We start from the raw sequence: 14,572 nt of genomic DNA on the forward strand, positions 1-14,572 counted from the left end.
CCCTCCTTTCTCGAATATCCACGTGGAAAATCTCAAATCTCCACGTGGATATTTTTTATTTCCCACGTGGGCGTCAAACATTTCCTCCGAAGTTTCATTTGATTCCTCCGAGGAATTTTTTCTTTCCTACCTGGGAAATAAAAAATTCCCACGTGGGAATTTCGAAATATCCACGTGGAAATCAGTTTTTCCCGACACTGCGCCGTTTCGATGTGTAGCCGGGTCTAAATTATTGTAATGAGTCAGCCCCGCTATTGACGTGAAATGAGTACATTTGCAGAGCAAGAGAAGTAGACGGATGATTGACGAACAGACCAAACAGCTGATCATAGATACGGCACGCATTGATGATGTGGTGCAGGACTTCGTGCATCTACGGCGCAAGGGGTCGGGCTATGTGGGGCTGTGTCCATTTCACAAGGATCGTCACCCCTCCTTTATCGTCACTCCGTCTAAGAATATCTGCAAGTGCTTCGCCTGTGGTGCCGGTGGCACGCCTGTATCCTTCATTATGAAGATACAGAACTGCTCCTTCGTCGAGGCACTCCGCTACCTCGCTCAAAAGTATAATATCCCCGTGCCAGAGCGGGAGATGACCGAGGAGGAGCAGCAGCGTCAGAGTGAGCGTGAGGCACTTTACCTCGCCAACGAGGTGGCAGCGAAGTTCTTTACCGAGCAGCTCCTCAGCAGTGAGGAGGGACTAGACATAGCCTTGCCTTACTTCACTCAGCGTGGCGTCCGGTCGGAGGCGATACAGACCTTTGGGCTGGGCTACTCGCCCGGTGATCGCCGTGCTCTGGCTAAGTATGTCGAGGAGCACGGCTACGACATGGATAGCTTCGTGGCGACGGGCCTGCTATACGCTCCGAGCGAAGGGCGCCCGAGTGCTGACCGCTATCACGAGCGGGTTATCTTCCCTATATATAATGTAGGGGGGCGGATCGTCGGCTTCGGTGGGCGTACGATGCGCAAGGCGGACAAGATCGCCAAGTATATCAATTCGCCCGAGAGCATCATCTACGACAAGAGCCGTGAGCTATACGGACTCTATCAGGCGAAGCGTGACATAGCACGTCTGGATCAAAGCATCATCGTCGAGGGCTATCTCGATGTGATCGCTATGCACCAGGTAGGTATAGAGAATGTGGTGGCGACCTCTGGTACGGCACTCACGGAGAACCAGATACAGCTCTTGCGACGCTTCTCGCGCAATGTGCTGGTGCTCTTTGACGGTGACGAGGCGGGTGTCAAGGCGGCACTGCGCTCGATCGATATGCTCCTCGCTGAGGGGATGCAGATCAAGCTCTTGGTGCTACCCGATGGAGAGGACCCCGATGAGTTTGTCTCTAAGCGTAGTCGTACAGAGGTGGAGGAGTACTTTGCGGCCCATGCGCAGGACTTCCTGACCTTCAAGTCGCAGCTCTACGCTCAGCAGATGGCCAGTGATCCGCAGCTCAAGACGCAGCTGATGCGAGATATCTTGCAGAGCATTGCCACGATCCCCGACAGCCTCGAGCGGGTCGTTTACATACAGCAGATGTCTCAGATGTACGGCGTAGCGGAGGATCTACTCTTGCAGCAGATCAAGCGGGAGCGCTTTAGCAGTGGGCGGGTCTATCAGTATGCTCCTCCAGCGGCAGAGACACCCGAAGAGGACGCTCCCGAGGAGATCCCGCAAGAGGTCTCGCCTCTAGATGCGCCGATGAGCAATGAGGCACTGGACCTGATCCGCCTAGTAGTGCGTTACGGAGAGCGAAAGCTAAAGATCTCTGTGCAGGATGAGGAGGCTGGTGAGGGGGCAGAGCCTATGGTGATACAGGTCGCTGTGGCTAACTTTGTCTATCAGGAGCTCAAGCAGGATGATATAGTCATCGAGCATCCGCTTGTCAAGCGCATTCTCAACGATAGCAACAAGATGATGCTGGAGGTGCTGAGCGACTCGGAAGATGGCGAGTCGAAGCATCGCTGTGGCTCTTTCCTTTGCAATTCGGAGGTCCCGCAGGTGGCAGCACTAGCGGTGGATCTCTACGCAACCCCATACAGACTCTCTCGCAAGGCTCGCGAGGAGCTACAGATGCCAAATAACGATGATGATGAAGAGGAAGTACCCGATGAGTGGGTACGTGAGATGACCTTTAAGGTGCTATACACCTACAAACTAGCGTACGCTGAGGAGCACTGTCAGCAGATCTCGAAGCAGATACAGACGCTGCAGCAGGAGCACCCAGAGGCAGACTACGCAACCTACCAGCCACTCCTCCAGGAGCTATCCACGTGGCAAGAGATTCGCAAAGCGTTTGCTGAGTTCAGCGGTCAGCGTGTGGTCATTTCGTGAGCTGAGGCGTGTGATGGAGTACTATTCGTTAACCCTTTTACCAAACTAGAGAAGAAAGCGCAGTCATGCAGTTTGCTGATATATATGGATACCGAGCCCTCAAGCAGCAGTTCGTCCACCTGACTCGATCGGGTCAGATGCCTCACGCTGTGCTACTGGAGATACAGGAGGGCTACCCAGGGCTTCACCTAGCGTGGGCCTGGGCGCAGTACATACAGTGTCAGTCTCCTACGGACGAGGACTCTTGTGGCGAGTGCGCCTCCTGCAAGAAGGTCGCAGCCAGTGCGCATCCTGACGTCATCTTCGTCTATCCAGTGATCAAAGCGGCGCAAGACGAGATCCCCACGGAGCGATACTTCGACGAGTGGCGCACGTTCCTCGAGCGGTCGCCCTACATCACTGATCAGGACTGGCTCGAAGTACTGGAGGCGGGCAATAGTCAGCCAGTCATTTACGTAAATGAGATCAATAGTCTTCTGTCACGTCTCTCAGTCACGACCACCGAAGGAGGCTGGCGCACGATCATCATCTACCAGCCTGAGCGTATGAATGATGCAGCGGCCAATAAACTCCTTAAGTCGCTCGAAGAGCCTCCCGCAGAGACGCTCTTTATCCTAGTTTCGGCGCACTCGGATCGTCTCCTAGACACGATCCTGAGCCGTGTGCAGCGCTTCGAACTCCCCCCGATGACGGAGGAGGAGATGAGAGAGGCCTTGACAGCTCTACACCCTGAGTTGGCGACTGACGCACTTGAGGCGATGATCCCCCTAGTGGACGGCAATCTGAGCGATGCTCTACGGCTACTCGACAGCTCTGCCTCGCAAGACAAACTACAAGAACTGGCGCAGCAGTGGTACGATGCGACATTACGAGCTGACATATTGCGCCTGAAGCTACTCAGCGAGGAGGTGGACAAGGCGGGGCGCGAGGGGGCGGTAGCTTTTCTCAAACTACTGATGCAGCTGGTGGGGCGGCAGTGGCATCGTACGCTCCGTGGCGAGGTGCGTATGGGTGAGCTACGGGTCAACAATAAGGCTATGGGCGGCTGCTATCGGCTCCTCGAGGAGGCGATGCGAGAGATACGTGGCAATGTGCTGACGAAGATGGTGCTCTTCGACACGTTCCTGCGGATGCTGCTTGCGCTGCGCAACTAAGGCTACGCGGGATGTCAGAGCAGACGCTACGCCACCAAGGTCTGGACCTCTTGCGGCTTCTTTCGGTCGTGATGGTGATCGGCATCCACACGGCTGGGGGATACTTTATCGGAGAGTCTTCGCTGTCGGAGCGTTGTCAGGCTGCTCCGTGGTATGCGCTCTCGGTGGGGGCCGTGCCGCTCTTTGTGATGCTGAGCGGAACCTTCATGTTATCACCTACGCGGCAGATTGGGAGCTTGGCACACTTCTACAAGTGTAGTGTAGGGCGCAAGATACTCTTGCCACTCGTCGTCTGGTCTGTGGTCTACTACCTCTGGCACTGTGCGAAGGAGCAGGCGTGGCTCGCCTTCCAGTGGTATCACTTGTGGTACCTCGTGATGCTTGCGGGGCTATACGTGGTCACCCCTATGCTGCGCTGGCTCTGTGAGCGAATCGAGCGTAGCGATAGTCCCACCTATGGAGGCAATCGAGGACTGCTAATCTTAACCCTCGGGAGCTATCTCGTTGCGCTTGCTGTAGACCTCTACTACCGCTCGTATGGCATCCAGCAGATCTGCCTGCTCTGGTGGGTGCAGTACCTCCCTTACTACCTAGCGGGCTACCTGATCTCTCGCACCATTAGTCGGTTGCCGGGCAAAGGTTGGCTCGTCGCACTCTTCATCGGAAGTATGCTACTACACGGAGCACTGCTCATTTACCTGCCTTACCAATTGTTAGGACGGGTGGGTGTCAACTTCTTTCCGCTGGTCGTACTCAAGGTGGTCTCGCTCTTTGCCCTTTGCTACCGATGGTGCCCCACGGCACGTCTCTTCGTCTCGGCAAGTACGCTCTATCCCTATGTGATGGGGATCTATCTGGTACACTTTGCGGTGCTGCAGGTAGTCTTCAAGCTTTTCGAACTTTTTCTCCCTGCACTGACCGCTTGTTTAGTCGTAAGCCTCCCGCTACGCATCCTTCTCATTGCGCTCATCTCATTAGGTGTCACAGCTTTGCTTCGCAAGGTGCCACTACTACGACCGCTGGTTTAGCGATAAGCCTTTACGAGACAGCAATGATTTCGTATCTTTGCGAAGTAACCAATCAATAGAGCAAACCGAATAGATATATGTTTAGTGGAATAGTAGAAGGTATGGCGCAGGTGCGCCGCCTAACCCGCGAAGGAAGCAACCTGCACATCACACTCGCCTGCAACTTTGCCGCAGAGCTACAGATAGATCAGAGCATCGCTCACAATGGCGTCTGCCTCACCGTCGTCTCGCTTGAGGAGGGGGGCTACACGGTGACTGCCATTCAGGAGACGCTAGACCGCAGTAATCTAGGACTCCTACAGGTGGGCGACTATGTCAATGTGGAGCGCAGTATGATGCTCGGTGGCCGTCTAGATGGTCACATCGTGCAGGGACATGTGGATCAGACGGCTCGCTGCACGGCTATTCGTGAGATGGAGGGCAGTCACTACTTTACCTTTGCCTATGAGGTGGATCGTGAGATGATGCGCCAGGGCTATATGACGGTCGAGAAGGGCTCCGTGACGGTCAACGGCGTGAGCCTCACCGTCTGCAATTCGCAGGAAAACTCCTTCGAGGTGGCGATCATCCCTTACACACTGGAGCATACTAACTTCGGTTACTTTAAGGTGGGGAGCGTGGTCAACCTCGAGTTTGACATCTTGGGCAAGTACATCGCTCGCCTACGTTCGTTTGACTAAACCCTTGTAACTATGAACCCTGAAGATCTATACGCTCTCTATCGGGAGCGTCAGAGCGATCGCAGATTTGCTGACCGCCCTGTACCGCAGGAGGTGCTGGAGCGCATCCTGAACAACGCCCTATTGGCTCCCTCTGCGACCAATCAGCAGCCCTGGAGTATCGTAGCAGTTGCCGAGCCAGAGGCTGCGCAGCGTGTAGGGCAGGCGGTCATCAAGGGGGTGACCAATATGAATAAGTTTGCCCTCGAGGCGCCTGTACACCTACTGATCGTGGCGGAGCGTGGGCGCTGGGTAGCCCGCATGGGTAGCCGCGTGATGAAGGTGGACTACCGACCTATAGATCTAGGCATCCTCGTGGCACACATCGTCCTCGCAGCTCAGGCGGAGGGCGTCGGGAGCTGCATATTGGGCTGGATCAACGATGCCGCCGTGCGCAAAGAGCTGGGCATACCAGACAAGCGTCAGGTGGTCCTAGACATCCTCATTGGTTACTCGGAGCAACCGACCCGTGAGAAGAAGCGCAAGAGTCCCGACGAGGTGATCCACTGGAACAAGTGGTGAGTCTTACGAGACTGTTGCATAAAGACGAATCGCTGTGTTGCTTTCGGGATTCGGCTTTGGTCACATACCGGCGGTGGAGCTGAGGAGCTGCTGGAGGGCGCGACGGTCGAGCTTGCCGTTGTCGTTGTGCGGTAGCTGCGCTACGCAGCGGATCTCTTTCGGGCGGTGGTAGGGAGGTAGGAGTTGTTCGCACGTTTCGTTTAGCCTCTTCGCCAAACCTTCGGGGAGGCTGTCGCCTTCCAGTACGAGTACGAGCTTTTGTCCTAGTGCCGCATCGGCTACCCAGCTGATGGCGAGCGGTACGTCTAGTGCCGCAGAGAGCTTGCGCTCGATCGGCTCGGGACTGATCTTGACGCCGCCACTATTGATGATGTTGTCGGCTCGGCCCTCTATGGTAAAGCCCCCATCAGGTTGCAGCTCGACGAGGTCATGGGTCTTGAGTGTAGGCCCTTCGGGATAGAGCAGGCGATCCTCGATGATGAGTTCGCTTTCGGAGCCTTGGGAGAGATGCACCCCCTCGAGGGGATAGAAGAGGGGAGAGGCGTGGGGACCATTGAGCCGTCGCAGGGCGATGTGCGAGATGGTCTCGGTCATGCCGTAGGTGGCGTAAGCTGCTACGGGTAGCGTGCTGAGCTGCGCCTCCACAGCGGGATGAATGGCTCCGCCTCCGATGATTAGTTGCTCTGCTTGGCTGAGTAGTTTGCGCTCCGCGGGTACCTCCAGTGTGTGGTGTAGTTGGAGGGGAACAAGCGAGACGAAGTGCGGTGCTGCGCTGAGTGTCGCCAGCGGGTGGCTCGAAGGTGGTACCACCATCAGCTCGGCTCCGGCGAGCAGAGCGCGCACCACCATCATCTTAGCACCTATGTAGCGCAGATCCATCGCTAGGAGGAGCCGCTTGCCAGCTTCGATCTGAAAGTAGCGGTTGCTCCTGAGTCCGCTCCGTCGCATAGCGCACTTCGTCAGTCTGGTCCGCTTAGGGGTACCCGTTGAGCCAGAGGTTTGAACGACCATATACTCCTCGTTGCCCCACCACTCTCTGAGAAAGGCGAGGAGTGGCTGTAGCACCGCTCTGCGCTCGGACGTTAGCCCTCGAGCGAATGGCTCTAGGCTCTCCGCATCTACTCGTGCGCTATCTATATATAGGTGCTCGGACATGCTGACTGTTAGCTGTTGGCTTTTGGCTTTTAGCTGTTGGCTATTAGTTGTTGGCTAAAAGCTAACGGCCAAAAGCCAACAGCCAATTTCTAATCTCTGAAAAACATCTGATCGCCGATGAGTCGTAGCGTGGAGGGCTTGTTGTTGAGATAGAGCGCTCCTGTGCCAAGTCCTTGAGGGCGGACGATCGGGTACTGGCTGACCCACTGAGCGATGGCACTGAGCCCTACGTTCGACTCCAGTGCTGAGGTCGCCCACCAGCCGATGCCGCGCTCCTCGGCCAGCTCGATCCACTCATCGACTCCGCTATGGAGCGACGGCTTGAGGATGATATAGTGTGGCTTGCCCTCATCTAGTAGTTGCGCTTTGCGCTCTCGGGTGTGGATCCCTATCAGTTCCTCGTCGAGTGCTATGGGGAGTGGCGATGCTGCCGTGAGCTTCGCTAGGTCGTCCCACTGATTGCTCGCAGGTATCGGTTGCTCGATGGAGTGTAGGTGAAAGTCGCTCAGTCGCTTGAGTCGCTCTAGAGCTACCTCTGGGGCAAAAGCTCCGTTGGCATCCACCCGCAGCTCCATCTCCTCGGGCGAGAAGTGCTGCCGCACGTAGCGGAGTAGCTCTAGTTCTTCGGAAAAGTCTATTCCGCCGATCTTAAGCTTCAAGCAACGGAATCCCTGCGCTAGCTTAGCTTGAATCTGCTCGTACATATAGGCTTTGTCGCCCATCCAGATCAACCCATTGATCGGGATGCCCATCTCACCACGCGTGAAAGAGGTGTCACAAAAGGAAGGCGCCGTCTCCTCTTCGCTATTACGACAAGCAGCGAGGAAGCTATTGATCGCCGTGGCTAAGCCAAAAGCTATGGAAGGGTAGGGGCGTAGCGTGGTTACGTCAAACTGATCGGGAGCCTGCGCCAGCTGCCCCGCCAGCTTCTCCAGCACCACCTGGTAGTCGGGCAGATCATCGCAGCTGAGCTGAGGCATCGGGGCGCACTCGCCATAACCCACATGAGTTGGCTGCTCGAGGCTCTGGAGACGTAGGTAGTAGACCCGCTTCGTCTCGTACTCGCCACGGGAGGTCTTGGCGGGGCGACGAAAGCACAGGGTGTACGGCTCCACGCTTATGGTCACCCGCTCAGCTATCTGAGGTAGTAGCGTGGGGAGGTGGAGGATGCTCTCTTGTGGTGACATCGACTATTAGGGGAACTTAGGGTACTGCTCGAAGTTGGGCTTGCGCTTCTCCAGGAAAGCGTTCTTGCCCTCCTGTGCTTCGTCCGTGAGGTAGTAGAGTAGCGTCGCATCGCCTGCCAGTTCTTGGATACCGGCCTGACCATCCAGCTCCGCATTGAGTCCCGCCTTAATCATACGCAGGGCTAGCGGGCTCAGTAGCATCATCTCCTCGGCCCACTGCACGTACTCATCTTCTAGTTGGTCTAGAGGCACCACTTTGTTGACCAGTCCCATATCGAGAGCCTCCTGAGCAGAGTATTGGCGACAGAGGAACCATATCTCACGCGCCTTCTTTTGCCCCACGACACGAGCTAGGTACGAGGAGCCGAAGCCCGCATCGAAGCTGCCTACACGGGGTCCCGTCTGCCCGAAGATCGCATTCTCCGAAGCGATCGAGAGGTCGCACACCACGTGGAGGACATGTCCGCCACCGATCGCGTAACCATTGACCGCAGCGATGACCGGCTTGGGGATGCTACGGATCTGCTTCTGCACATCGAGGACGCTCAGACGAGGTACGCCGTCCTTGCCAATGTAGCCACCCCGCCCCTTGACGTTTTGATCTCCACCAGAGCAAAACGCCTTGTCGCCAGCACCCGTCAGGACCACCACGTTGATACTCTGATCCTCACGGCAGATGCGCAGAGCGTCGCTCATCTCGGCCGTTGTGGTCGGCGTAAAAGCGTTGCGGTAGCGCTCACGATTGATTGTGATGCGCGCGATACCATTGTAGTAGTCGAAGAGGATATCTTCGTACGCTTTGAGGGGCTTCCATACCCGTTGGTTCTTTTCACTCATAACTCTTCTCTTGGTTGTATTTGCTTGAAATAGGTCTGTAGTTCGGCGATCTCATCCTCTGAGGAGACGAAAGCCTCGAGGAGACGTGGACGCTCGGCAGGACCGACGAAGTAAGCCATCGTCTCTTCCAGTTCGCTCGCCTCTTGCACCGACAGGTACTCCCAGCCACAGCTCTCCGCCCAGCCCTGCGCTCTTAGCTGATGCTCGGCGGTGATGTAGCGTTGCGAGAGGCGGTCCATCTCTAAGGTCGGCAGGCTCTGGAAGATGCTCCCTCTCTGGTTGTTGAGTAGTAGCACCCGCACATTGCTTCCCACCTCGGGCAGCCCCAGTGCATTGAGATCGTAGAAGAAGCTCAGGTCGCCGATGACGATGAAGTGCCGCTCCTCGGCTCTCTGGCGGGCGAAGCCTAAGGCGCTCGAGAGCGAACCCTCTATGCCACTGGTGCCTCGGTTGCAAAGCGTGAGGAGCCGGCGAGGCTTGCGAAAAAGCTCCGCATAGCGCACCGACGAACTGTTAGCCAGGTGTAGCACGCAAGGCTCTTCGGGCAGATGACTTAGGAGGCTCCCCACCACGGCCAGAGAACTGTAGCGTGGTGTCGGAGATGGTAGTCGATCAATACGCTCCCGCCATTGACGTGCATAGGGAGAGCTAGCACAGTCCGCCAAGCTCTGCGCCATTGTCTCAAGAAATGGCTCTACAGGTGCGATGATCTGCTCGGTGAGACTGCAGAAGAGGTCTACCACCGTGGGATCAGGCGACAGATGCCACGTCTCCCGTGGCGGGTAGCTGCGCAGGTACTGCTTCATCTTATTGGAGACAATATGTCCGCCGAGGGTGATTAGCAGGTCGGGCTGTAGCGCTCGTCGATCCGCCTCGCTGAGTGACGCTAGGAACGCATCGAGCGAACAGATCGATACGGGGCTATTCGATAGCGACTCGCCGATACAGAGGAATTGCTCCCGCAAGCTTTGTGGAAAAGTCTCCCCCGTGCTAGTCGCAGCAGACCAACTCTCCTGTCCCACCAATATCATCTTACGCTCGAACGTGGCGATTCGGCTTAGCAAGGGCTCAACCGCTTGCGCATCGATACGACACGGATAGTGCTGCCAGATCCGACGTCCTGGCTGCATCCCAATGGGTCGTCTATCGCTGGACTCAGGGGCGTGCTTTGCTGAAGTTGGCGGTAGCAAGGAGACGCCCGGGTCGCTAATAGGTACGTTGATCTGCACGGGGCCCGGGAGCGGAGCCTGTGCTGCGAGGAGTGCTTCGTTGATCAGACGGTTGCAGTACCACCGCTCCTCCTCGGTGTGAGGCTCTGGCAGATGCACCGCTTTGCGCACCAGTGAGCCGAAGAGTCCTGGCTGAGGTAGCGTTTGTCCAGCCCACTGTCCGATCCAACGCTCGGGTCTATCGGCCGACAGAACAATCAGCGGCACCCCTTGATAGTAAGCCTCTGCGACAGCTGGGTGAAGGTTTGCCACGGCCGTGCCAGAGGTACAGCACACCACGACCGCTCTATGCGTAGCGAGGGCCAAGCCAAGCGCATAGAAGCCTGCACTGCGCTCATCGATGATCGAATGGCAGGTCGCTCCCGCAAGCTGATGGCTGAGCGCATAGACAAGTGGCGCATTGCGACTACCCGGGCAGAGCACCACATCACGTACACCATGTGCCTGAAGCAGAGCGATTAGTTCGCTGATCACAGGATCTTCCATCGGTATCATCACGCTCTTCCTTTACCTTATAAGACTATGTATTGCCGAGAGCTTATGTAGCACCTCCTGCCACTCGCTCGCTAGACTGGACCCACGCACGATGCCGCCCCCCGCATAGAGTCGTAGTGCCTCCTCGGGGAGCAACTGCAGACAGCGTATCTGGACAAAGAGATCGACGCACCGCTCAGGTTCATACCACCCTAGGAAGCCTGAATAATAAGAACGCCCCGAGGACTCCTCCTCGAGGATCACACGCTGCGCCACTCGCTGAGGCGTGCCACAGATCGCTGGTGTAGGGTGAAGACGCTCCGCCAAGGTGATCGGCGCATAGCCGTCGGGAAGCTGCAATGCAAAGCGCGCCTGCAGATGTTGTAATGCGCCGGTCGTTGTCGTCTCGACCGCAAGGGCTCGGTAGGGGATTCCCTCCTGCTCTAGTAGCTCTCCGATGAAGCGCTGCACGTAGCGATGCTCCCGTCGATTTTTCTCACTCCAGAGGGGCGGCTCGCCATCTCGTTGCCGAGGCATCGTCCCAGCCAGTGCCACCGTCTGCCAGCGCGTGCCATCACCTCTGAGGAGCATCTCTGGTGTAGCACAGAGCCACAGCCCCGTCTGAGGCGTGTAGCAGAGCGACACGAAGGCACGCGGATAGTGCGTCAAGGCTTTGTCAAAGGCGGCAACCACTTGTTCCGTAGCGATGCTGGGCAGCTCGACACGATGCGCCAAGACCAGCTTCTCCGCCACCCCTTCCTCTAGATGCTCCATAAAGCGATCGAAGGTCGTACGATAACTATCGGGCAACGCTTGCGGTATCGTAGCCACAGGAGGAAAGTCTTCGAGTGCCTTCTCGTTGCTCTCCGTGAGCTGCAGAACCCTCGCTTCCTGATCCTCTTCAATCCAGAGCATTGGCGTCTCAGCCGTCACGGCAAAGGGTGCTATCAAGAAACCAGCCAAATGTTCCTGACCCCTCAGTGCTTCAGCAGTAGTCTCCACGACCCGAGCTGGGTGATGAAGCCCAATCTCATGCACCGTACGCCCCTCGCTAGGTAGGCGAAAGCAGGCAAAAGGGGAGCAGCGATTCATTCGCTCCTCCACCAGTGTGGTCAGTTCGTCGCCATTACAGCTACGACCTCTTTGCTCCTTATGAGATGCTACGCCATGCACTGCTCTATTTCTTCGGGGTCTAACTGTCGGTGATTGCTGTGCTGGCTACTGCTCGAGGCGCACTTGCTGCACCCCTTTGATACTTTGTAGTTGCGCTTGTAGGGCAAAGAGCGCTTGTCGCTCCCCCTCTCTAAAGGTAAAGGTTCCGTGCCAAAGCCCCCCGTCGAGTTGCTGCTCTTCGTTGAGCAGCGTGCAGTCGTCCGCTTGATGCAGCGTAGAGATGACGCGTCCTATCGCGACAGCGTCATGGAGAGCCGTCACATAGAGCGTTGCCACCACCGTAGAACTCTCCATACCGCGCCAGCGCGCTGGTAGGACGCGGTCTCCGTGACGTCCTAAGATGTCGATGGCGTTGGGGCAGTTGCGGGTGTGTATCTTAAGTCCCGACTTGGAGGGGTAGGCAAAGATTTCGTCGCCCATCTTAGGGTTGCAGCAGCTAGCTAGTGTGTACTCTAGCCCCTTGAAGTCTGCCGTAGAGACCACAATCTCCCGTCCGTCGGGAGCCTCTGTCGACTTGATCGCAGTCGGTGTCGGAGCCACCCGTCTGCTCTCGGCAGCACGAGCCTCCGCCTCGGCACAAAGCTCCGCATACTGATCGAGGAAGTTCGGCACATTGATCCGCTCCTCAGAGAGGTCTATGAAGAAATCCATATTCCCCTTGTACCCCATCTTGCGTAGGAGGGTGGTGAAGATAGACTCTTGGTAGACGAGATGTCTATTCTTAAAGCGCCTCTCGAGTAGCTCCTTGCCCGCTTGCAGTCCGCTCTCCTGCTGGTCACGTATCGCTTGGCGTATCTTGTTCTTAGCCTTGCGTGTGGTGACCGACTGGAGCCAGTCTACGGAGGGACGCTGGTTCTTTGCCGTGGTGATGTTGACCACATCGCCATTCTTCAGCTTGTCTCTCAGCTTAGCGCGCTTGCCATTGACCTGTGCGCTTTGCGCCATCAGCCCCACATTAGAGTGTATCGCAAAGGCAAAGTCTAGGACCGTAGCCCCCTTCGGCAGGCGTATCATCTGCCCTGTAGGGGTAAAGACAAAAATATCTCTCGACTCGACTCGGAGGGAGAGCTGTGCATTAGCCTTCTCCTTATCTCCCGCCAAGTCTTCGATCACCTGCCGCATACTGGTGAGCTGCGAGTCGAGGCTAGCCTCTCCTGTGACGCCCTTGTAGCGCCAGTGCGCAGCCATACCGCTCTCAGCGACGCGATCCATGCGGGTGGTGCGGATCTGTATCTCTACGCTCTTGCCCTCAGGCCCCTGTACGGTGATCTGTAGCGACTCATAGCCGTTTGCCTTAGGCTGCGAGATCCAGTCGCGGAGGCGCTTCGTATTGGGTGTGTATAGATCCGTCACGATCGAGTAAACGAGCCAGCACGCCTCGTACTCCTCCTCGGGCGGAGCATCGATGATGATGCGCATGGCTGAGAGGTCGTGGATCTCCTCAAAGGAGACCCCTTTGTTGCGCATCTTGTTCATAATCGAGGTAAAAGTCTTGCTCCTCGACTTGATTGTGTAGGGCCAGCGAAGGGGTAGTTCTTCAAGTTTGGCCCGAATAGGTGCCACGAACGCCTCCATATATTCTTGGCGTGCCACGATCGTCTGCCCCATCAGCCCCTTGATCTCGTAGTAATGCTCGGGGTCGGTGTACTTAAAGATCAAGTCCTCCATCTGGCTCTTGATCTTGTAAAGCCCTAGGCGGTGAGCTGTCGGCACGAAGAGCACCTGCGCCACCTGAGCGAGCATCACTCTACTGCTCTCGTCCATGCGCTCCTTGGCGTAGACCAACTTATTGAGGCACTCCACAAGAAGTATCAAGACGACACGTATATCCTCGGCGATGGTCAGGAGAAACTCCTCTCCCTGATCGGCCTGACGTAGGTCGTAGCGGTGATACAACTCATGCGTCTGTGCCAGACGCTCTATGAGGGGGAGTGTGCCAGGCGGACAAAGCTCCTCGACCTCTTGCGCTGTGATCGTCCCGCGGATGTATGGAGGCTCTAGTAGGACTGCCGAGATCGAGACGACACCCAGCCCTATCTCGTCGCAGAGCAGCTGAGCCATCTCAGCTTGCTCCATAAAGGTCTCCCGATCGTCCTCTCCTGCATTAGCTCCATACTGCCCCTCACGTATGAGTCGCTCGAGTAGCTCCCGATAAGGCACTACATAGCTCGCCACCCCCAGCTGGTCTGCTGTCCGGAGGAGGTAGCGCATGAGCTCCTGATCATCTCTGTGATGGGTAGGCATGGCTTAGAGGTTAGAGATTAGAAGTTAGAGGTTAGAGATTAGAGGGGAGAGAAGCTAGGAAGGGTTAGAACCAAAGTCTAACCTCTAATTTCTAATCTCTAACTTCTAATCTCTAATTCTACAACTCATCTAGCTCTTCTAGTCCTGCGACGACATAGGGGCGGACCATATCCTGCGGCTTGTAGACCTCATCATTCCACTCGATGATGTCTAGATCCATCGGTATGATACCCTCCTCATCGTCATCGTGATCTCGTCCGAGCTTAGTCTCGAGCTTCTTGAGCTTAGCCTCTAGCGTCTCTCTATCTAGTTCGGTCTCAAAGAGCGCGATCAGATTGAGAAAAGCCTTAGCATCCTCGGGCATATCCATAGGCTCCGTGAGCTGAGGCGTCGAAAAGCGTATCGTGGGGAAGTGCTTCGTGAGTATCTCCATAACCTCCTTAACGTTGGCCGTGCGATGCTCATTACTGCCTATGCTGATGATCGCTTTGTTTTTCATTGCTTATTATTGGTAG

General features: G+C 56.3%; 12 protein-coding genes. 5 read left to right on the top strand and 7 right to left on the bottom strand.

Going from position 1 to position 14,572, the window contains the following annotated elements; genetic code table 11:
* The first annotated feature begins 298 nt into the window (after positions 1-298).
* The 5 genes from dnaG to RDM37_RS03765 all read left to right on the top strand — a co-directional run bounded on the left by dnaG (position 299) and on the right by RDM37_RS03765 (position 5,758).
* The gene (gene dnaG / locus RDM37_RS03745; protein WP_308555121.1) at positions 299-2,335 is read left to right on the top strand and encodes a DNA primase; all 2,037 of its coding nucleotides are present in this window, start codon (positions 299-301) and stop codon (positions 2,333-2,335) included.
* 65 nt (positions 2,336-2,400) lie between these two features.
* The gene (locus RDM37_RS03750) at positions 2,401-3,489 is read left to right on the top strand and encodes a DNA polymerase III subunit delta' (RefSeq protein ID WP_308555123.1); all 1,089 of its coding nucleotides are present in this window, start codon (positions 2,401-2,403) and stop codon (positions 3,487-3,489) included.
* An 11-nt stretch (positions 3,490-3,500) separates the two neighbouring features.
* A complete protein-coding gene (locus RDM37_RS03755) occupies positions 3,501-4,517 on the top strand; it encodes an acyltransferase family protein (RefSeq protein WP_308555125.1) in 1,017 nt (338 codons plus the stop codon).
* Between the two features lie 77 nt (positions 4,518-4,594).
* Positions 4,595-5,197 carry a riboflavin synthase gene (locus RDM37_RS03760; protein WP_308555127.1) on the top strand — a complete coding sequence of 201 codons (603 nt, stop codon included), beginning with the start codon at positions 4,595-4,597 and terminating at the stop codon, positions 5,195-5,197.
* A gap of 12 nt (positions 5,198-5,209) precedes the next feature.
* On the top strand, positions 5,210-5,758 hold the full coding sequence (locus tag RDM37_RS03765) for a nitroreductase family protein (protein ID WP_308555129.1): 549 nt from the start codon (positions 5,210-5,212) through the stop codon (positions 5,756-5,758).
* 60 nt (positions 5,759-5,818) lie between these two features.
* On the opposite strand, the gene RDM37_RS03770 is transcribed toward RDM37_RS03765, so the two are convergent.
* The 7 genes from RDM37_RS03770 to RDM37_RS03800 all read right to left on the bottom strand — a co-directional run bounded on the left by RDM37_RS03770 (position 5,819) and on the right by RDM37_RS03800 (position 14,556).
* Entirely contained in the window at positions 5,819-6,913 is a 1,095-nt protein-coding gene (locus tag RDM37_RS03770) for an AMP-binding protein (protein ID WP_308555131.1), read from the bottom strand.
* Between the two features lie 89 nt (positions 6,914-7,002).
* Complete coding sequence (locus RDM37_RS03775; protein WP_308555133.1) at positions 7,003-8,100, bottom strand: o-succinylbenzoate synthase; 1,098 nt, start codon at positions 8,098-8,100, stop codon at positions 7,003-7,005.
* A 6-nt stretch (positions 8,101-8,106) separates the two neighbouring features.
* Positions 8,107-8,937 (bottom strand): 1,4-dihydroxy-2-naphthoyl-CoA synthase, encoded by an 831-nt coding sequence (gene menB, locus RDM37_RS03780; protein WP_007365282.1) that lies wholly within the window; start codon positions 8,935-8,937, stop codon positions 8,107-8,109.
* Positions 8,934-10,640, bottom strand: a complete 1,707-nt coding sequence (gene menD, locus RDM37_RS03785; RefSeq protein WP_308555135.1) for a 2-succinyl-5-enolpyruvyl-6-hydroxy-3-cyclohexene-1-carboxylic-acid synthase — start codon at positions 10,638-10,640, stop codon at positions 8,934-8,936. Before menD ends, menB begins: the two co-directional genes overlap by 4 nt.
* 33 nt (positions 10,641-10,673) lie before the next feature.
* Positions 10,674-11,813, bottom strand: a complete 1,140-nt coding sequence (locus RDM37_RS03790) for a chorismate-binding protein (protein WP_308555138.1) — start codon at positions 11,811-11,813, stop codon at positions 10,674-10,676.
* Between the two features lie 45 nt (positions 11,814-11,858).
* Entirely contained in the window at positions 11,859-14,057 is a 2,199-nt protein-coding gene (locus RDM37_RS03795; protein ID WP_308555140.1) for a TGS domain-containing protein, read from the bottom strand.
* A gap of 118 nt (positions 14,058-14,175) precedes the next feature.
* Complete coding sequence (locus RDM37_RS03800; protein ID WP_004330425.1) at positions 14,176-14,556, bottom strand: 2-amino-4-hydroxy-6-hydroxymethyldihydropteridine diphosphokinase; 381 nt, start codon at positions 14,554-14,556, stop codon at positions 14,176-14,178.
* Positions 14,557-14,572 lie beyond the last annotated feature (16 nt).

Origin of the sequence: uncultured Porphyromonas sp. (genome assembly GCF_902489635.1) — a bacterium.
In the GTDB taxonomy this organism is placed as follows: domain Bacteria; phylum Bacteroidota; class Bacteroidia; order Bacteroidales; family Porphyromonadaceae; genus Porphyromonas.